Source organism: Saccharothrix sp. CB00851, assembly GCF_001905065.1.
Taxonomy (GTDB): Bacteria; Actinomycetota; Actinomycetes; order Mycobacteriales; family Pseudonocardiaceae; genus Actinosynnema.
Map to the genome: position 1 here is coordinate 205801 of NZ_LWLC01000002.1, position 17984 is coordinate 223784.

The 17984-nt window shown below is 72.1% G+C and carries 17 protein-coding genes; 13 read left to right on the top strand and 4 right to left on the bottom strand.

Going from position 1 to position 17984, the window contains the following annotated elements:
- Positions 1–8 precede the first annotated feature (8 nt).
- From A6A25_RS05250 to A6A25_RS05265, 4 genes are all read left to right on the top strand, one after another.
- Positions 9–2648 (top strand): ATP-binding protein, encoded by a 2640-nt coding sequence (locus tag A6A25_RS05250; protein WP_073886604.1) that lies wholly within the window; start codon positions 9–11, stop codon positions 2646–2648.
- Between the two features lie 49 nt (positions 2649–2697).
- Positions 2698–3237, top strand: coding sequence for an NADPH-dependent FMN reductase (locus A6A25_RS05255; RefSeq protein ID WP_073886605.1), 540 nt, complete (start codon positions 2698–2700; stop codon positions 3235–3237).
- Complete coding sequence (locus tag A6A25_RS05260; protein WP_073886606.1) at positions 3234–4403, top strand: MFS transporter; 1170 nt, start codon at positions 3234–3236, stop codon at positions 4401–4403. Before A6A25_RS05255 ends, A6A25_RS05260 begins: the two co-directional genes overlap by 4 nt.
- Positions 4404–4505: 102 nt before the next feature.
- A complete protein-coding gene (locus A6A25_RS05265) occupies positions 4506–4934 on the top strand; it encodes a CBS domain-containing protein (RefSeq protein WP_073886607.1) in 429 nt (142 codons plus the stop codon).
- 39 nt (positions 4935–4973) lie between these two features.
- On the opposite strand, the gene A6A25_RS05270 is transcribed toward A6A25_RS05265, so the two are convergent.
- The gene (locus A6A25_RS05270) at positions 4974–5504 is read right to left on the bottom strand and encodes a CGNR zinc finger domain-containing protein (protein ID WP_198932571.1); all 531 of its coding nucleotides are present in this window, start codon (positions 5502–5504) and stop codon (positions 4974–4976) included.
- A 62-nt stretch (positions 5505–5566) separates the two neighbouring features.
- Between A6A25_RS05270 and A6A25_RS05275 the strand changes: the two genes are divergently transcribed.
- The 3 genes from A6A25_RS05275 (at position 5567) to A6A25_RS05285 (ending at position 7856) form a co-directional block, all read left to right on the top strand.
- Positions 5567–6217, top strand: a complete 651-nt coding sequence (locus A6A25_RS05275) for a maleylpyruvate isomerase family mycothiol-dependent enzyme (RefSeq protein WP_073886609.1) — start codon at positions 5567–5569, stop codon at positions 6215–6217.
- A 77-nt stretch (positions 6218–6294) separates the two neighbouring features.
- Positions 6295–7227 carry a DUF3500 domain-containing protein gene (locus A6A25_RS05280; protein WP_073886647.1) on the top strand — a complete coding sequence of 311 codons (933 nt, stop codon included), beginning with the start codon at positions 6295–6297 and terminating at the stop codon, positions 7225–7227.
- The gene (locus A6A25_RS05285; RefSeq protein ID WP_083667986.1) at positions 7224–7856 is read left to right on the top strand and encodes an endonuclease V; all 633 of its coding nucleotides are present in this window, start codon (positions 7224–7226) and stop codon (positions 7854–7856) included. Before A6A25_RS05280 ends, A6A25_RS05285 begins: the two co-directional genes overlap by 4 nt.
- Here A6A25_RS05285 and A6A25_RS05290 read toward each other — a convergent pair.
- Positions 7844–9064: a 6-phospho-beta-glucosidase gene (locus A6A25_RS05290; protein WP_073886611.1), complete on the bottom strand. Its 1221-nt coding sequence runs from the start codon at positions 9062–9064 to the stop codon at positions 7844–7846. The genes A6A25_RS05285 and A6A25_RS05290 overlap by 13 nt on opposite strands.
- Entirely contained in the window at positions 9061–9927 is an 867-nt protein-coding gene (locus tag A6A25_RS05295) for a LysR family transcriptional regulator (RefSeq protein WP_073886612.1), read from the bottom strand. The genes A6A25_RS05290 and A6A25_RS05295 overlap by 4 nt, the downstream gene beginning before the upstream one ends.
- Before the next feature lie 71 nt (positions 9928–9998).
- On the opposite strand from A6A25_RS05295, the gene A6A25_RS05300 reads away from it, so the two are divergent.
- Positions 9999–10895, top strand: a complete 897-nt coding sequence (locus tag A6A25_RS05300; protein WP_073886613.1) for an alpha/beta hydrolase — start codon at positions 9999–10001, stop codon at positions 10893–10895.
- Positions 10895–12058: an MFS transporter gene (locus tag A6A25_RS05305; RefSeq protein ID WP_073886614.1), complete on the top strand. Its 1164-nt coding sequence runs from the start codon at positions 10895–10897 to the stop codon at positions 12056–12058. Before A6A25_RS05300 ends, A6A25_RS05305 begins: the two co-directional genes overlap by 1 nt.
- On the opposite strand, the gene add is transcribed toward A6A25_RS05305, so the two are convergent.
- Complete coding sequence (gene add / locus A6A25_RS05310; RefSeq protein WP_073886615.1) at positions 12015–13016, bottom strand: adenosine deaminase; 1002 nt, start codon at positions 13014–13016, stop codon at positions 12015–12017. The genes A6A25_RS05305 and add overlap by 44 nt on opposite strands.
- 159 nt (positions 13017–13175) lie before the next feature.
- On the opposite strand from add, the gene A6A25_RS05315 reads away from it, so the two are divergent.
- The 4 genes from A6A25_RS05315 (at position 13176) to A6A25_RS05330 (ending at position 17685) form a co-directional block, all read left to right on the top strand.
- A complete protein-coding gene (locus A6A25_RS05315; RefSeq protein ID WP_073886616.1) occupies positions 13176–15017 on the top strand; it encodes a Xaa-Pro dipeptidyl-peptidase in 1842 nt (613 codons plus the stop codon).
- A gap of 92 nt (positions 15018–15109) precedes the next feature.
- Positions 15110–15622 (top strand): M23 family metallopeptidase, encoded by a 513-nt coding sequence (locus tag A6A25_RS05320; protein WP_073886617.1) that lies wholly within the window; start codon positions 15110–15112, stop codon positions 15620–15622.
- Positions 15623–15751: 129 nt separating this feature from the next.
- Positions 15752–16513, top strand: coding sequence for a M23 family metallopeptidase (locus A6A25_RS05325; RefSeq protein ID WP_073886618.1), 762 nt, complete (start codon positions 15752–15754; stop codon positions 16511–16513).
- 116 nt (positions 16514–16629) lie between these two features.
- Positions 16630–17685 carry a DUF4192 domain-containing protein gene (locus tag A6A25_RS05330; protein WP_073886619.1) on the top strand — a complete coding sequence of 352 codons (1056 nt, stop codon included), beginning with the start codon at positions 16630–16632 and terminating at the stop codon, positions 17683–17685.
- The last annotated feature ends 299 nt before the right edge of the window (positions 17686–17984 follow it).

Here is a 17984-nt window from a genome sequence, read left to right on the forward strand (position 1 = left end):
GGTGCGCGATGAGCGCACACCTGGTGAGCCCGGAGCTGGTCGGGCGGTCGGCCGAACTCGAGCACCTCGCGGGCGCGTTCCAGAACGCGCCCGCGACGGTGCTCGTCGGCGGTGAGGCGGGCGTCGGGAAGTCCCGGCTGCTCGACGAGTTCACCGCCAATCTCGACGCGACCGTGCTGCTGGGTGGCTGCGTCGAGCTGGACGGGCTGCCGTTCGCGCCGTTCGTCGCGGCGCTGCGCGGTGTCGCGGTGGCGGACGCCGAACGCGCCGATCTCGCACCGCTGCTGCCCACCTCCCACCGTGAGCCGACGGGTGACGAAGCGCGACCGAGGCTGTTCGAGGGCGTGCTGTCGTTGTTGGCCAGGCTGTCCGAGCGACGGCCGGTGGTCCTCGTGGTCGAGGACGCGCACTGGCTGGACCGCTCCAGCCGCGACCTGCTCGACTTCCTGGTGCGCAACCAGCGCGCCGTGCCGCGGTCGTTGGTCGTGGTGACCTACCGGTCCGACGAGCTGGGCGGCCCGGTGCGGCCGTTGCTGGCCGAGCTGAGCCGGGTGCCGTGGGTGCGCCGGTTCGAGGTGCCCCGGCTGTCGGCCCGGCACGTGCGCGCCCAGCTGCGCGGCATCCTCGGCACGGAACCGGATCCGGTATCCGTGCTCGCGGTGTTCCGGCGCAGCGAGGGCAACCCGTTGTTCGTCGAGGCCCTGGTGGACGGCGCGGCGGAGCTGTCGCTGGAGGAGTTGCTGCTCAGCCGGGTCGAACGGCTGCCGCCGGACGCCGTCGCCCTCGTGCGCGCGGCCGCGGTCGGTGGGCGGCGCGTTTCCCATGAGCTGCTGAGCAAGGTCCACGACGCCACGCCGATGCGGTCCATTGTGGACGGCGGGGTGATGGTCGTGGACGGTGACGGCTACGCGTTCCGGCACGCGTTGATCCGCGACGCGGTCTACCGGCGGCTGCTCCCCGGCGAACGGGTCGAGCTGCACGCGCGGTACGCCGCCGTGCTGCCGGGTTCGGCCGCCGCAGAGCTGGCCCACCACCGGTACGCGGCCGGTGACGTGACGGGCGCGGTGTCCGCCGCGTGGGAGGCCGCCGGCGTGGCCCGTCGTGCGCTGGCCTACGCCGAGCAGCTGGCCATGTTGGACCGCGTGTTGTCGTTGTGGGACAACGCTTCCCACCTCGGTGTCGACCGGCTGACCGTGCTGGAGGCGGCGGGTGAGGCGGCGAGCCGCGCGGGCGAGCACGAGCGCGGCGAGGAGCTGACGAGCGAGCTGTTGGCCGACCTGGACCCGGAGGTCGAGCGGATCCGGTACGCGGCCGTGCTGGAGCAACGCGGTCGGCTGCGGACCCAACTGGGGCGGCCGGGTGCGGTGGAGGACCACCGGGAGGCCGTGCGGCTGGCACCCGAGGGTCACCCGATCCGGGGGTACCTGCTCAACTCGCTGGCCGCCCGGCTCATGGCGATCCCGCTCCCGGACGAGGCGCGGGAGGTCGCTCAGGAGGCGTTGGGCGCGGCCCACCACGCCGGTGACGACCCGTCCGAGGCCGCCGCGCTGATCACGTTGGCCGTGCTGGACGCGCGGCTCGGCGACTTGGATGCGCAACTACCCAGGCTCCGGCGTGCGCGGGCCATCGCGGAGAGCATCGCCGCGCACCGCGTGCGGCTGCGCGCGCTGCACTGCGAGTCGTCGATGAACGAGGCGTACGGGCGGCTCACGGAGGCCGAGGAGCTGGCCAGGCTCGGCCTGCGGACCGCGCGCGAGCTGGGGCTGGCCCGGTCCGCGGGCGCGGCGCACGCCGTGGACCTGGCTCGGGCGCTGATCGCCGCGGGCCGGTGGGACGAGGCGCTGGAGTGCGTCGACCACGCGCTGGACCACGCGCCGCCCGCCGTCTACCACGCGCACCTGCTGTGCCTGGCGGGGTTCGTGGACGTGCGGCGCGGCGACGTGGACCGGGCCGAGTGGGCGTTGACGCGGGCGCGCGAGCTGGCGGACACGCCGTTCATCCAGGACCTGATGCAGTTGCCGCGACTGGAGACCGAGGTGCGGTTGGCCCGGGGGCGGCCGGACGAGGCGGCGGCCGTGGTGCGGGCCGCGTTCGACCTGCCGCACGCGCGGATCGCGTCCCGGTTCTCCTGGCCGCTGGCCGCGTTGGGCGTGCGGCTCGGGGTGGCGGTGCCGGACCTGCCGGTGGCCGGTCCGGTGCAGGCCGCCTGGGCGTTGACGTGCCGGGGCGAATGGCAGGCCGCGGTCGAGGCGTGGGAGGCGTTGGGGCAGCCGTTGTGGCACGCCGAGGCGTTGTACGGGCTGGCGTCGCAGACACGGGACGCGGACGCGCTGCGCCGGGCGGCTGAGTTGGCCGAAGGGCTCGGTGCGACGCCGTTGCGGGACCGGGTCGCCGACCTGGCGCGGCGCGCGCGGGTGACGTTGACCGGCGAGGGCGAGTCGCACCGGGCCCGGTTCGGCCTGACCGCGCGTGAGGTGGAGATCCTGCGCCTGGTCACCGACGGGCTGGCCAACCGGGAGATCGCCGAACGGCTGTTCATCTCGGTGAAGACGGCGAGCGTGCACGTGTCGAACATCCTGGGCAAGCTCGGCGTCGCCAACCGGGTGGAGGCGGCGGCGACCGCGCACCGGCTGAGGCTGTTCGAATAGGGCTCGTGCCCGATGCCGCGCGGGGCGCCTTAGACCGACCGTTGACGGCATGGAGATCTTGGGTATCGCGGGGAGCCTCCGCGCGCAGTCGTTCAACCGCAGGCTGCTGGCCGCCGCACGGCACGAGTTGCCGGACGGCGCGCGGTTGACGTTGTGGGACGGGTTGGCGTCCGTGCCGCCGTTCGACGAGGACGCCGAGGACGGACCGGTGCCTGCGGCGGTCGCGGCGCTGCGGGAGGCCATCGCGTCGGCCACCGCGTTGCTGATCGCCACGCCGGAGTACAACGGCTCGGTGCCGGGGCAGTTGAAGAACGCGCTGGACTGGGCGTCGCGGCCGCACGGCGCGGGCGTGCTGATCGGCAAGCCGGTCGCGGTGGTGGGCGCGAGCCCGAGTCCGCGCGGTGCGGCGTCGGCGCAGGACGACCTGCGTCGGGTGCTGGGCAGGACCGGTGCGTCGGTGCTGGGCGTGCCGGTGGCGGTCGGGGAGGCGTTCCGGCAGTTCGACGAGCACGACAGGTTGCTGGACCACGGGCTGCGCGCGGCACTCGCCGGGTCACTGGCGGAACTGGCCGGTCGGGTGGTCGTGTGACCGCGGTGCTGGAGCGGACCCGCTGGGGAGCGGTGCTGGCGGTGTCGTCGGGAGTCGTGCTGGCGGCGCTCGACCTCACCGCCGTCGCGGTCGCGCTGCCGGTGCTGGGCGCTGACCTCGGCGCCGGTCCCACGGTCACGCAGTGGGTGCTGCTGGCCTACAACCTGCCGCTGATCGCGTTGAGCCTCCCGGCCGGGCGGTGGCTGGACCGGGCCGGGCACCTGCCCGCGTTCCTGCTGTCGGTCGGCGGGTTCGGTGCGACGAGCCTGCTGATCGCGATCGCGCCGAACGCCGAGGTCGTGCTGGCGGGACGGGGGCTGCAAGGGGCGTTCGGCGCGTTGATCGGCGCGGTGACCATGCCGATCATCGCGGCGAACGTGCGTCCCGAGCACCGAGCGCGCGCTATGGGGATCGTGCTCACGTTGATCCCGTTGAGCGGTGTGGCCGGGCCCGCGGTGGGCGGGCTGCTGACCGACCTGTTCGGCTGGCGGTCGGTGTTCCTGGTCAACCTGCCGGTGGTGGCGGTCGCGGTACTGGTGGGCCGGCGCGGGATCGCGGCCGACGGGCGCGGTCTGCCGTGGCCGGGTCGGCGGCTGCTGGTGGAGTCGGTGGTGCACGGTGCGCGCGTGCTGCGGCGGCCGACGCTGGCGCTGCCGTTGGCGGCGTTGCCGTTGATCGTCGCGGGGGTGGGCGCGCTGAACTTCGTCGTGCCCTACGTGTTGGTGGGCCTGCCGTCGCGGACGGTGGGGCTGGTGCTGCTGGCGTTGTCGGCGGGCATGGCGGTGCTGTCGCCGATCGCGGGCCTGATCGCGGACCGTTACGGGTACCGGGTGGTCGCTCTCGCGGGCAGTGGTGTGATCTTGATCGGTACCGTGCTGCTGCTCCGAGCGGGTGATGATCCGTGGGACCTCGCGTGGCGGCTGGCGGTGATCGGGATCGGGCACGGGCTGTTCGCCGGACCGCACGCGGCGGTCCTGCTGGAGCGGACCCCTCCGGAGCTGATGGGCACCTCCGGAGGCGTGACGACGCTGGTCCGCACGGTGGGCTTCTCCGTCGGGCCCGCGGTGGGCGCGGCGCTGGGCGGGTTCGGGCAGACCGTCGCGGTGCTCGTCGCGATCACCGCGCTGGGCGTGCTGCTGACCGCCGCGCAGCTGAAGGTGCGGTGACGGCGCAGTGCTCTCATCGGGCGCGTGATCTGCCGATCACGTGCCCGGCGAACTAGCCTGAGCTGGGTAGCAACCGGGTCCGGCGGAGATCGGGAGGCGCCCATGAGGATCGCTGACGTGTTGCGCAACAAAGGTCCGGCCGTGGCCACGGTCGAGTCCAGAGCGTCGGTAGCGGATCTCGTCGCCGCGCTGGCCGAGCACAACGTGGGCGCGATGGTCGTGCTCGGGCCCGAGGGCATCGCCGGGATCGTGTCCGAACGCGACGTCGTGCGCAAGCTGCACGACCGGGGCGGCGAGCTGCTGGCCGCGCCGGTGTCGGAGATCATGACCAGCGAGGTGTTCACCTGCACCCCGCGTGATTCGGTCGACAGCCTCACCGTCCTGATGACCGAACGGCGCATCCGGCACGTGCCGGTGGTCGACGGTGGCGAGCTGGTCGGCATCGTCAGCATCGGCGACGTGGTGAAGAGCCGGATCAACCAGCTGCAGGAAGATCACGACCAGTTGACCGCGTACATCGTGCAGGGCTGACCACCGGCCGCGCGGGTGCCCCGGGGTGCCCGCGCGGTCTCACGCGTCGCGGCCGCGGTGGTAGTGCCGGCTGACCCTGGCCCGGTTGCCGCACGACGGTTTGCACCACTCCTGCCGGGGGTGTGCCTTGACGAAGTACCGGACGCACCGGGGCGCGGGGCAGGCGCGCAGGTCCGCCCGCGCGCCACTGGCCAGGAACTCGATCGCCGCCGTCGCCAGCGTCGCCAGCAGGCGGTCGCCGTCGTCGGCGGAGTCCAGGTAGCGCAGCCGCGGTTGCCCGTCCCACTCCAGTTGCGCCGCCCGGGGCACCCGCGCGGCAGCCTCGTTGACGATCACCAGCGCGCGCTCGAAGTCCATCAGGTGTGGTGAGTCCATGCGCTCATGGGCCTGTGCCGCGTGCGCGAACAGCGATCGCACGGCCCAGCGCAGCTCGACGGCCCGCTGTCGCAGCGACTCGTCCGCCCGCAGCCCGGCCCACGCGGTGAAGCCCTCCGGCGTGGCCAGGTCGTCGGTGAGCCCGCCGTGCCCGTCGTGCCGGACGGTGCCCGCGAACTCCAACGCCAGTGCCACCCCGGCGAGTCTAGTGGTAGGTTCCCTAACGCATTTGAGCCGACAAGCCATTAGGGGGAGTTGTGACGATCCAGGCGAACGCGCTGGACGCCCACCGCAGGCTGGCCGCCGTGATCGAGGACCTCACCGATGAGCAGGTGGCACAGCCGTCGGTGCTGCCCGGCTGGACGCGCGGCCACGTGCTGGCCCACCTGGCGAACGTCACCGTCGCGCTGGCGGGCCAAGCCGAGCACGAGGGCACCAAGGTCGAGCCCTACGCCGGCGGGCGGCCCGCGCGCGACGCCGCGATCGAGGCGGCAGCCGGCCGGACCGCCGGGGAACACCGGGCCGCGATCGCCGACGCCGTCGCGAGGCTCACCAAGGCCTGGGACGACGTCCGCGACTGGGACACCCCCGTCTTCTACCGCGACGGCACGCTCGTCGGCACCGCCTACGGCGTCTGGCGCGAGGTCGAGATCCACACCCGCGACCTCGACCTCGGCCCGGTCACGTGGTCACCGGAGTTCTGCGACCACGCCGTGGACTTCCTGGCGGCACGCGTGCCCGACGGCGTCCGGCTCACCCTCCTGGCGCCCGACCGCACGTGGACCGTCGGCGAGGGCGAGGACGTCACGTTGACCGGCTCGCGCACCGACCTCGTCGCGTGGCTCGCCGGCCGTGAGCCGGACGGTCCGATCATCGGCGACCGGCCCGAGCTCAAGCCCTGGCCGTAGACCGGCCGGAACCCCTCCGGCTCACTCCGGGACTGCCACCTGCTGCTCCGCGACCTCAAGGCGGATAAGTTCGAGTGATGCTGCACGAGATCGCCGAGGCCTCCAAGGGCTTCCTCGACCTGTTGGACGACGGGCAGCGCACGGCGGCGGTGGGGACCATGGCCGACGACCTGCGCACGGCGTGGGCGTACACGCCGGGCGCGCGGCCGGGGGTCGTCTACGGCGATCTCGCTCGTGACCAGCGCAAAGCCGTGCACCGGTTGCTGTCGTGCGTGCTCAGCCCGCACGCCTACGCGCAGACGACGGCCATCATGGCGCTGGAGGACGTGCTGGACGACCGCGAAGGCGGCACCCGGGACCGGCACCAGGGCGACTACTGGACCGTGCTGCTCGGCGAGCCCGGTGACGAGCCGTGGGGCTGGCGGGTCGAGGGGCACCACCTGTCGGTGAGCGTGGTGGTGGCCGACGGACGCGTGTCGGCCACCCCGTTCTTCCTCGGCGCGCACCCCGCCCGCACCACCTACCGCGGCCGGACGGTGCTGCAGCCGTTGCGGCTGGAGGAGGAGTTGGCCCGCGAGCTGCTGGACCGGATGGGCCGCACCGCCCGGGGGCTGGCCGTGGTCGCCGACACGCCGCCGCCGGACCTGAAGACCGGCAACGCGCGCCGCGTCGGCGACCTCGACCCCGTCGGCGTCACGCCCGCGCAGCTCGACCGGGCGTCCCGCGGGCTGCTCGTCGGGCTGGTCCGGTACTACCTCGACCGGCTCACCAGCGATCTGGCCGACGAGGAGTTCGACGCGCTGGACCTGGACCGGCTCCACTTCTCGTGGGAGGGCTCGGACAAGCGCGGCGCGGGGCACTACTACCGGATCCAGGGGCCGGACCTGCTGATCGAGTACGACAACACCGACAACGACGCCAACCACGCGCACTCGGTGTGGCGACGGCGATCGGGTGACTTCGGCGAGGACCTGCTGGCCGCGCACCGCGCCTCGGTGTGGCACCGGTGACTCCCGAAGAGGCGATCGCCGAACAGGAACGGCTGCGGCCGCGCGTGTCGACCGAGACCGATCCCGGGCTGGTGGTGCGGCACGTCGCCGGGCTCGACGTGTCCTACGCCGACGACGACCGGCTGGCGGCGGCGATCGTGGTGCTGGACGCGGACACGTTGGAGACCGTGGACTCCGTCGTGGTGACGGGCAGGGCGGAGTTCCCCTACATGCCGGGGCTGTTCGCGTTCCGGGAGCTGCCGTCGTTGCTGGAGGCGATGGACGAGCTGACCGTGCGGCCGGACCTGCTGGTGTGCGACGGGCAGGGGTTGGCGCACCCCCGGCGGTTCGGGTTGGCCTGCCACCTCGGGGTGCTGGCGGACCTGCCGAGCGTGGGCGTGGCGAAGACGCCCATGGGCCGGTTCGACCCGCCGGACGACGTGCGCGGCGCGCACACCGATCTCGTGGACGACGGCGAGGTCGTCGGGCGCGCGCTGCGGACGCGCGAGGGTGTGAAGCCGGTGTTCGTGTCCGTGGGGCACCGCATCGACCTCGACCGGGCGTGCGCCGAGGTGTTGCGGCTGTGCGTGACGCGGCTGCCGGAGACGACCCGGCGTGCCGACTCGCTGGGCCGGGCTCAGCTCAGGTAGGCCAGCTCGGGGTGCCGCCGGACGTAGGTGTCCAGCAGGCTCTTCGCGGTGGCGACCGAGTCGACCAGCGGGTGCAGGGCGAACGCCTTGAGAGCGGCCGATCGGGTGCCTTCCATGATCAGCCGGTCCACCGCCTTGACCGACGTGACGAGACCGGCCGCGTGGTCGGGCAGCGGGCTCACCGGCAGCGGACGCGCGCCCGTCGCGTCCACCTCGCAGGGCACCTCCACGATCGCGTCATCGTCCAGTGTGGACAGAGTGGAGTTGTTGGGCACGTTGAGGATCAGCGTCGCGGGCTCGTTGTCCGCGATGGCCCGCATGAGCGCCATGGCGACGTGCTCGTACCCGCCGCCTTCGACGCTGTCGCGCTCACGCTCCTGAGCCATGTACGTCGCTTCACGTTCCAGTCGCGTGGTCTCCCAGTCCACGTCACCGTCGTAGAAGCGTTGTTGTTGGCTGAGCAGGAAAGCGCCGCGGTTGTCGCCCAACGCCTCACGCGTCGAGTAGTAGTAGTGCAGGTATTCGTTGGGGATCACGCCCAACGCGCGCAACCACTCCGCGCCGAACAACCGGCCTTCCTCGAAGCTCGTCAACGCAGCGTCGTCGGCCAGCAGGGTGGGCAGCAGGTTCTCCGTGCCCAAGTAGACGCCCTGCAACCAGCCGAGGTGGTTCAGGCCCGCGTAGTCGAACGTCGGGTCCTCCACGTCGAGCGCCTTGGCGACGCGGCGGCACAGGCCCAGCGGCGAGTCGCAGATACCGATCACGCGTTCACCCAGGTGCCGGGCCATGACCTCGGTGATGAGCCCGGCCGGGTTGGTGAAGTTGACCACCCACGCCTGGGGCGCGAGTTCGGCGACGCGCCGCGCGATGGCGTCCGCCACCGGCGCGGTGCGCAGCCCGTAGGCGATACCGCCCGCGCCGACGGTCTCCTGGCCCAGGACGCCGTGCGCGTGCGCGACCTCCTCGTCGATCGCCCGTCCGGCCAGGCCGCCCACCCGGATCGCGGAGAACACGAAGTCCGCGCCGCGCAACGCCTCGTCCAGGTCCGTGGTGGCGGTGACCGGTGGGCCGTTCCGCAGCACGCGCCGGATCGCGTCCAGCCGGTCCGCGTCCACGTCGTGCAGCACGACCTGGGTGATGTGCTCGTCCAACGCCTTGTGCACGAGCGGCACGCGGAAGCCGCCGCCGCCCAGGATGACCAGCCTCATGCGTCCCATCCTGCCCCGGCGAGCAGCGTCACGAAGGCCGACGCGAGCGGGTCCGGGCTCTTGTGCGCGTACGCGACGAGGGTCCTGCGCACCGGGGGATCGGTGCGTAGGACCGCGCCGTCGAACGTCTCCGGCACGATGTTGCGCGGCACGAGCGCGGGCCCGAGCCCCGACGCGGCCAGCACGGGTGCCGCCGCGGTCTGCTCGGTGCGCACGGCCGCCCCCGGCTGGAAGCCCCGGTCCGCGCACGCCGCGTCGACCAGGTCGGCCAGCCCGTTGCCCGGCGCGTAGTGCACCCAGCCGACGTCGGCGAGCGCGCGCAGGTCGATCGGCTCGCGGTGGGGCGTGTCGGGCGGCAGCACGATCACGAACTCCTCCACACCCAGTCGCTGCTGGAAGCCGACCCAGTTCACCGGCTCGGGTCCGATCGCGATGTCGGCCTGCCCCTCGGCCATCGCCTCGCGCAACTCGTCGGCGTGCCGGTGCTCGAACAGGCGGATCCGCACGTCCGGGTGTTCCGCGCGCCAACACCGGAGCACCGGCGGCAGCACGCCGAGGGTGAGCGAGTAGAGCGTGGCCACGCGCAGTTCACCGCACTCCACGCCCGCCGTGCGTCGTGCGGCGGTGAGCGCGCGCTCCGCCTCGGCCAACGCGGCACGGGCGTGCGGCAGCCAGGCACGACCGGCGGGCGTGAGGCGGACGGCGCGGGGCAACCGGTCCAGCAGTCGCGCGCCCACGGCCCGTTCCAAGGCGCGGATCTGGTGGGAGAGGGCGGGCTGCGTGACGTGCAGCAGTTCGGCGGCCCGGGTGAAGGAGCCTTCGTCCACGACCGTGACCAGGTACTCGAACTGCCGCAACGTCATGACTTCAGCTTATGGGTTCGAGAAAGAGCATGCCTTGGACTTATCACCGCTGGTCATCGGATGATCGGTTCATGCCATTGAACGAGCAGGCGCGCTCGGTACTGGAGAAGCTGGCGGGCGCGCCCGCGTTGGAGGAGTTGACCGTCTTCGAGGCACGGCAGGCGCAGTGGGGGTTCCTGGCGTTCCAGGGCGCGCCGGAGCCGGTGGCCCGCGTCTCGCACCTCTTCGTGCCCGGCCCGACGGCCGACCTGCCCGCGCGGATCTACTACCCCGAGGGCGACGGCCCGTTCCCCGCGATCCTGTTCCTGCACGGCAGCGGCTGGGTGACGTGCAACCTCGACATCTACGACGTGGCGCTGCGCGCGTTGGCCAACGCCACCGGGCACGCGGTGTTCGCGGTGAACTACCAGAAGGCGCCGGAGCACCCGTTCCCCGTGCCGCTGGACGACTCGTACGCGGCCACGGCGTGGCTGTTCGAGCACGCGGCGTCGGTGGACGTCGACCCGGCGCGGATCGGGGTGATGGGTGACAGCGCGGGCGGCAACCTCGCCGCCGCGGTGGCGCTGGAGGCCCGCGACCGGCTCGCGTTCCAGGTGCTGGTGGTACCGGCGCTGGACGCCGACTTCACCACCCGGTCCTATGTGGACCGAGCGACCGGCTACGGGCTGTCGACGGGGACGATGCGCTGGTTCTGGTCGCACTACCTCGGCTCGGCGCCGGTCTCCGAGCTCGCCGCGCCGCTGCGCGCGTCGCTGGACGGGCTGCCGCCCGCGTTCGTGGCCATCGCCGGGCACGACCCGGTGCGTGACGACGGCGAGCGGTACGCGGCGAAGCTGGCGGCGGCCGGTGTGCCGGTGGTGCTGCGCGAGTTCGAGGGCACGATTCACCCGTTCGTGTTGATGGACGGTGTGCTGGACGAGTACCGCGTGCTGCTGGGTGAGTTGCGGACCTGGTTGGGTGCCCGATGATGCCGCCCGCGTTGCTCGCGCTGGCCGTCGGCGCGTTCGGCATCGGGACCACCGAGTTCGTGATCGTGGGCCTGTTGCCGCAGGTGGCGGGTGATCTCGGGGTGTCGATCCCGTCGGCAGGGCTGCTGGTCTCCGGCTACGCGCTCAGCGTCGTGGTCGGCGCGCCGCTGATCACGGCGGGCGGGTCGCGGCTGCCGCGCAAGCAGCTGCTGGTCGGCCTGATGGGGTTGTTCATCTTCGGCAACCTGGTGTGCGCGGTGGCCGACGACTACGCGTTGTTGATGGCGGGACGGGTCGTCGCCGCGCTGTGCCACGGCGCGTTCTTCGGCGTCGGCTCGGTGGTGGCGGCCGGGTTGGTCGCGCCGGACCGGCGGGCGCGGGCGATCGCGATGATGTTCACCGGGTTGACCGCGGCCAACGTGCTCGGCGTGCCGGCGGGCACGGCGCTGGGGCAGGCGTTCGGGTGGCGGTCGACGTTCTGGGCGGTGACCGCGCTGGGCGTGACCGGGCTGGTGGGGATCATGGCGCTGGTGCCGCCGCAGCCCGCGTCGGACGGCCTGCGCGGCGAGCTGGCGGTGTTCCGGCGGCCGGGGGTGTGGCTGGCCCTGGTGACGACGGCGCTCGGGTTCGGCGCGGTGTTCGCGTCGTTCACCTACGTCGCGCCGATGATGACCGAGGTGGCCGGGTTCTCGCCGGGTGCGGTGACGTGGCTGCTGGTGCTGTTCGGTGCCGGGCTGTGCGTCGGCAACGTGATCGGCGGGCGTGCGGCGGACCGCCGGCTGATGCCCAGCCTGTACGCGTTCCTGGGTCTGCTCGCGGTGGTGTTGGTGGTCTTCGTGTTCACGGCGCGGTGGCCGGTGCCAGCGGCCGTCACGATCGCGGTGTTCGGCGTGTTCGGGTTCGCGACCGTGGCGCCGTTGCAGGCCAGGGTGCTGGAGCAGGCGTCGGGCGCGCCCGCGCTCGCGTCGGCCGCGAACATCGCCGCGTTCAACCTCGGCAACGCGGCGGGCGCGTGGCTGGGCGGCGTGGCGATCGACGCCGGCCTCGGCTACACCTCGCCCAACTGGGTGGGCGCGGCCATGGCGCTGGCCGCGCTCGGCGTGGCGGTGGCGAGCGGTGTCAGTGGCCGAGCCCGTCGATCTCGGCCAGCAGTGCACGTTTGAGGTCTTCCGGCGCGAAGCTGGCCCGTACCCCGGTGCGGGCCAGTTCCGCGAGCTCCGGCTTGCCCAGGCCGAACGCCTCGTGGCACAGCAGGTACTCGCGGTCCAGGTCGGTGTGGAACATGCCGGGGTCGTCCGTGGCCAGGGTGACCGGCACGCCCGCGTCGAGCAGCTTCGGCAACGGGTGGTCCCCGATGTCCTTCACCGCGGCCGTGCGGAGGTTCGAAGTCGGGCAGACCTCCAGCGTGATCCGCTCGGCGGCCAGCCTGCGCAGCAGCTCCGGGTCCCGCGCGGCGCTGGTGCCGTGGCCGATCCGCTCGGCGTGCAGGTCGTCCAGCGCTTCCCGGACCTGGTCGGGGCCGGTGGTCTCGCCCGCGTGCGGCACGCAGTGCAGGCCCGCGTCCCGGGCGATGGTGAACGCCTCCCGGAACGCCCGCCGCGGCGCGTCCGCCTCGAACCCGCCCAGGCCGAAGCCGACGGTGCCCGGCGGCCGGTGCGTGACGGCGTACTTCGCGCTGGTCAAGCCGAAGTCCCGGTCCCACACCCCCGGGATGTCGAACACCCACGCCAGCTCGACGCCGTGCTCGGCCTTCGCCCGTTCACGGCTGGTGGTCAGCGCTTCGTCCAGCTCCTCCGGCGCGATGCCGGCCCGCAGGTGGCTGGTCGCGCTCACGGTCACCTCGGCGTAGCGGACGTTGCGCCGCGCCTGCTCCGCGGCCAGGCCCAGCACCAGCGCGGCGACGTCGTCGCCCGTGGTGACCAGGTCGTTCACCGCCGCGTAGACGTCGATGAAGTGGCCGAAGTCGGTGAACTCGTAGAACCGGAGCAGGTCGGCCTCGTCGGTCGGTACCCCGCGCTGCGGGTGCCGGCGGGCGAGGGTGAGGACGGTGGCGGGGGAGGCTGACCCGACGAGGTGGACGTGCAGTTCCACCTTGGGCAGCGCGGCGATGAAGTCACGCATGGCCCCGGCGAGTCTGCACAGGTCTCCGTCGCTGGTCAAGGGGCCGTTCGTCGGGTGTTCGGGTGACGTCCACAGTGGACTCCGGACGTGCTTGACACCGGTTGTGGCGCGGGGGAGGGTCAGCCGCAAACCTGTCCTACACATGATGGGGGTTCGGTCGTGAAGGGTGCACGGAGAGCCGCGGTGCTCGCCGCTCTGGTCACGGTGGGGCTCGCGCCCGCGGTGGCGCAGGCCGCGGCGGAGGGCCCGGTGTTCGTCGGTGGCGAGGCGCAACCCGTCTTCGACCCGAAGGACGTGGTGCGCGAGAGCGTGTGGGTGCGCGCGCCGGTCGACAGCGACCGCGACGGGCGCGACGACGAGGTCTACACCGAGGTGGTGCGCCAGAAGGCCACCGACCGCGGGCTGAAGGTGCCGGTCGTGTACTTCAACAGCCCGTACTTCTCCGGCGGCAACGACGTGGCCAACCACGGCGTCGACGTCGAGCTGTACGTGCCCAACCGCCGCGGCGGGTACGACAAGCGCGACGGGTCGCTGCTCAAGGCGCAGGCGGACGAGCGGATCGCCGCCGCCGTCGGGCCCAACCCCGCGCCGATCAGGTCCGGGCGCTACGAGGACTACTTCCTCTCCCGCGGCTTCGCCGTGGTGTACGCCGAGTCGCTGGGCACCGGCAAGTCGTCCGGCTGCCCCACCTCGGGCGGGCACAACGAGACCGTCGGCTCGAAGTCCGTGGTCGACTGGCTCAACGGCCGCACCACCGCCCGTGACGCGGCGGGCGCCCCCGTCGTGGCGGGGTGGACCACCGGCAAGGTCGGCATGATGGGCGTGTCGTACAACGGCACCCTGCCCAACGCCGTCGCCGCCACCGGGGTCGAGGGCCTGGAGGCCATCGTGCCCATCGCGGCCATCTCCAGCTGGTACGACTACTACCGGGCCGACGGCGCGGTGGTGGCGCCCGGCGGGTTCCAGGGCGAGGACCTCGACGTGCTGGCGGAGTACGTCTACACGCGCGCGGACCGGGAGATCTGCAAGCCCGTGATCGCCGACGTCGCGGCCCGCCAGGACCGGGTGACCGGCGACTACAGCGAGTTCTGGGACGAGCGCAACTACGTCAAGGACGCGTCGAAGGTGCGGGCCGCGGTGCTGGCCGTGCACGGGTTGAGCGACTGGAACGTCAAGGTCAAGCACGTCGCGCAGTGGTACGAGGCGCTGCGCAAGCACGGTGTGGAGCACAAGATCTGGCTGCACCAGTCCGGGCACACAGACCCCGACACGCTGCGCTCGGTCGAGTGGCGGCGCACGATCAACCGGTGGTTCAGCCACTACCTGTACGGCGTCGACAACGGCATCGAGCGCGAGCCCAAGGCGACGATCCAGCGCGAGGACAAGACCACCTGGGTGGATGAGGCCGACTGGCCCGCTCCCGGCACGTCGACCGCGCGCGTGTACCCGTGGGCGGGTGGCACCGCCAAGGGCGCGTTGCGGTTCCAGCCCGTGCCCGGGAACGCGGTGGTGGAGTCGTTGCGCGACGACGCGTCCAAGCTCGCCGAGGACCTGGTCGACCTGCCCAGCTCCGGCAACCGGCTCTCCTACGCCACCGCGCCGACCACCGCGCCGGTCCGGTTCTCCGGTGTCGCCCGGGTCGACCTGGCGATCTCGTTCGACCGGCCCGCGGCCAACGTGACCGCGTTGCTGGTGGACCGGGCGCCGGACGGCACGTCGCACGTGATCACGCGGGGGTGGACCGACCCGCAGAACCGGGTGTCGCCGTCGCGGACCAAGCCGATCGAGCCGGGCAAGCGGTACCGGGTCGAGGTGGAGCTGGAGCCGAACGACTACGTGGTCCCGTCTGGTCACCGGGTGGAGTTCGTGCTGATCTCTTCTGACCACGACTACACGTTGCGGCCGCGGCCGGGCGCGGGGCTGTCGATCGACCTGACGTCGACGGTGCTGGAACTGCCCGTCGTCGGTGGCGTCACCGCGTTGCGCCGATCGGTGGGTTAGAAAGTAATTCACGCAGCGTCTACTTCGAAACTCTTCCACTGACGGGCGCGGTTGTGGTCGGATCTCCGCCACAGTCGTCAAGGAGGTGGCAGATGAGCCGTACCCGCCGCGCGTTCGTCACGGCACTGGTCGCACCGTTGATCGGCCTCGCCCTCACGCAGGGCGAGGCCGTCGCGGCGCCCGCGTTCCAGCTGCCGTTCCCGTGCAACCAGGTGTGGGAGGGGCAGACCCGGACCAGTCACAGCCCGGCCAACGCGGTCGACTTCAACCGCGCCAACGACCTCGGCGACCCCGTCGTGGCGTCCGCCGGCGGCACGGTGACCCGCGTGGAGAACACCGGCAGCACGAGCTACGGCCGGTGGATCGAGATCGGCCACGGCGGTGGGTGGCGCACCCGGTACGCGCACCTGTCGGTGCAGCGGGTGAGCGTCGGCCAGGCCGTGAGGCGGGGTCAGCGCATCGGCGACGTCGGCTCGACCGGCGGTTCCACCGGGCCGCACCTGCACTTCGAGCAGCTGTTGAACGGCGTGCCGCAGCGGATCGTGTTCAACGGCTCGCAGATCTTCTACTGGGGCACCCGCAACTACACCAGCCGCAACTGCTGAGTGGGCTACGGGTCGTTGCGCCGTTCGGTTGGTTAGGAACTAATTCACCAACTCAACATCTGGTAAGTGTTCCACTAAGGCGGCTGCGCGTGGTCGGATGACCACCCCCAGTCGTCAAGGAGGTGGCAGATGAGCCGACGCGTGTTCGTCACGGCCTTGGTGGCGCCGCTGATCGGCCTCGTCCTCACGCAGGGCGAGGCCGCCGCGGCGCCGAACTTCCAGATGCCGTTCCCGTGCAACCAGGTGTGGGAAGGCCAGACCCGCACCAACCACAGCCCCGCGAACTCGGTCGACTTCAACCGGGCCAACGACGACGGCGACCCGGTGGTCGCGTCGGCGGGTGGCAGTGTCACCCGGGTCGCGAACACCGGCAGCACCAGCTACGGGCGGTGGGTCGAGATCGACCACGGTGGCGGTTGGCGCACCCGGTACGCGCACCTGGCCACGCAGGCCGTGTCCGTGGGGCAGTCGGTCCGGATCGGCCAGCGGATCGGCACCGTCGGGTCGACCGGCGGTTCCACCGGGCCGCACCTGCACTACGAGCAGAGGCTCAACGGCGTCGACCAGAAGATCAGGTTCAACGGGACGCAGATCTACTACTGGGGCACGCGCAGCTACACCAGCCGCAACTCGTGCGGCACCAGCGTGACCGGCACGGTCGGCACCGACAGCGGCGCGTCGGTGACCATCCGGTCGGGGCCGGGCACGCAGTACGCGGCCGTCGGCTCGGTGGCCAACGGCGCGACGGTGACGATCAGCTGCCAGGCGCGCGGTGAGACGATCACCGGCAAGTACGGCACCACCAACCTGTGGGACAAGATCGGGTCGGGTTACATCTCCGATGCCTACGTGTACACAGGTTCGGACGGTCAAGTGGCACCGAGCTGCTGAGTTTCCGCAGGTCGCCGGGCCGCTCCCACTTCGGTGGGAGCGGCCCTTTTCGAGTTGTCCACAGATCGCCACCGACCGCCGGCCGACCGGGACCCCATTCCGCCAAGGTCGGACCCATGACGAAGCTCCTGCCACCGACCCGCCTGCGCGACCCGGGCGACCTGATCGCCGCCGTGCCGCACCTGCTCGGCTTCCACCCGTCCGATTCGGTCGTGGTCCTGGTGGTCCGCGACCACGACGTGACCATGACCTTGCGCATCGACCTGCCACCACCCGGCGTATCGCACCGCGTGGCCGACCTGCTCATCGCGCCGCTGGCCAGGTGCCGCGGTGACGACGCGGTGGTGGTCGTGATCGGCGGCGGTTCGGGTGATCCTCCCGAGGACCTGCCGCACGACGCGTTGGTCGACGAATTGGACGACGCCCTCTACGAGGCCGACGTGCCGCTCCTGCTGGCGGTGTGGACGCGTGCGACGGCCAAGGGCGAGCGCTGGTTCGACTACCACGACGTGGGCACCACCGGCCTCGTGCCGGACCCGTCGAGCACGGCGTTCGCCGCGGCGTCCGCGGCGGACGGTCACGTCACCTACCCGAACCGCCAGGCGCTGGCCGACCTGCTGACCCCGGACCCACCGGCCGCGCTGTCCCGCCGAACCACCCTGCTCAACCGCCTGTCCGCCGAGTTCCCACACCCGGACGACATCGTCCCCACCCGCCACCGAGACCTGATCCACGCCGAGGTCCTCCGTGCGGGCACCCGAAAACGCCCGTTGACCGACGAGGAGGTCGCCGACCTGGCCCACGCCCTGTCGAACCCGTTGACCAGGGACGCCAGCCTGGTCTACTGCACCAGCGACCACGCCCGGAACGCCGAAGCCCTGTGGACCGAACTGATCCGGGCGTGCCCGACCCCGGAACGCGCGGAACCGGCCGCTCTCCTCGCCTTCTCGGCTTACATCAAGGGGAATGGCCCTCTCGCCTACTTGGCCCTGGATCGAGCCGAGGAGGCCCACCCGCGCCATCGCCTGACCGGGCTGTTGCGAGCTGCCCTGAACTCCGGCATCCCTCCGAACCAGATCCGGAACCTGGCCCGACAGGTTGCCGCTACCGACTGGGCCACCCCGCCTGCCGATGTGAACGGATCAGTCATCCGAAAAGATCAAAAGCTTTGAAATGCGTCCTCGCCGGACGGGCAGATCAGCAGGATGACATTCCCCGGTCCCGTCTCGGTCTTGTTGGGTTGGGAACTCCGGTTGGGTTGGTGGTCCCGGACTCCGTGTCATCCCACCGACCTCCCTCCGGGTTACCACACGCGTCAAGGGCGGCGCGAGGTCCCAGTGAAGTAGGAGGCAAGGCTGGACGCGCCGCCCTTGACACGTGCGGTAAGGCTGCGCCAGGTCGGCGGGATGACACGAAACCCTCCTACAGATCTTGAAAGGTCAGGGTGATCATGCGTTCCTCGGCGTGTCCT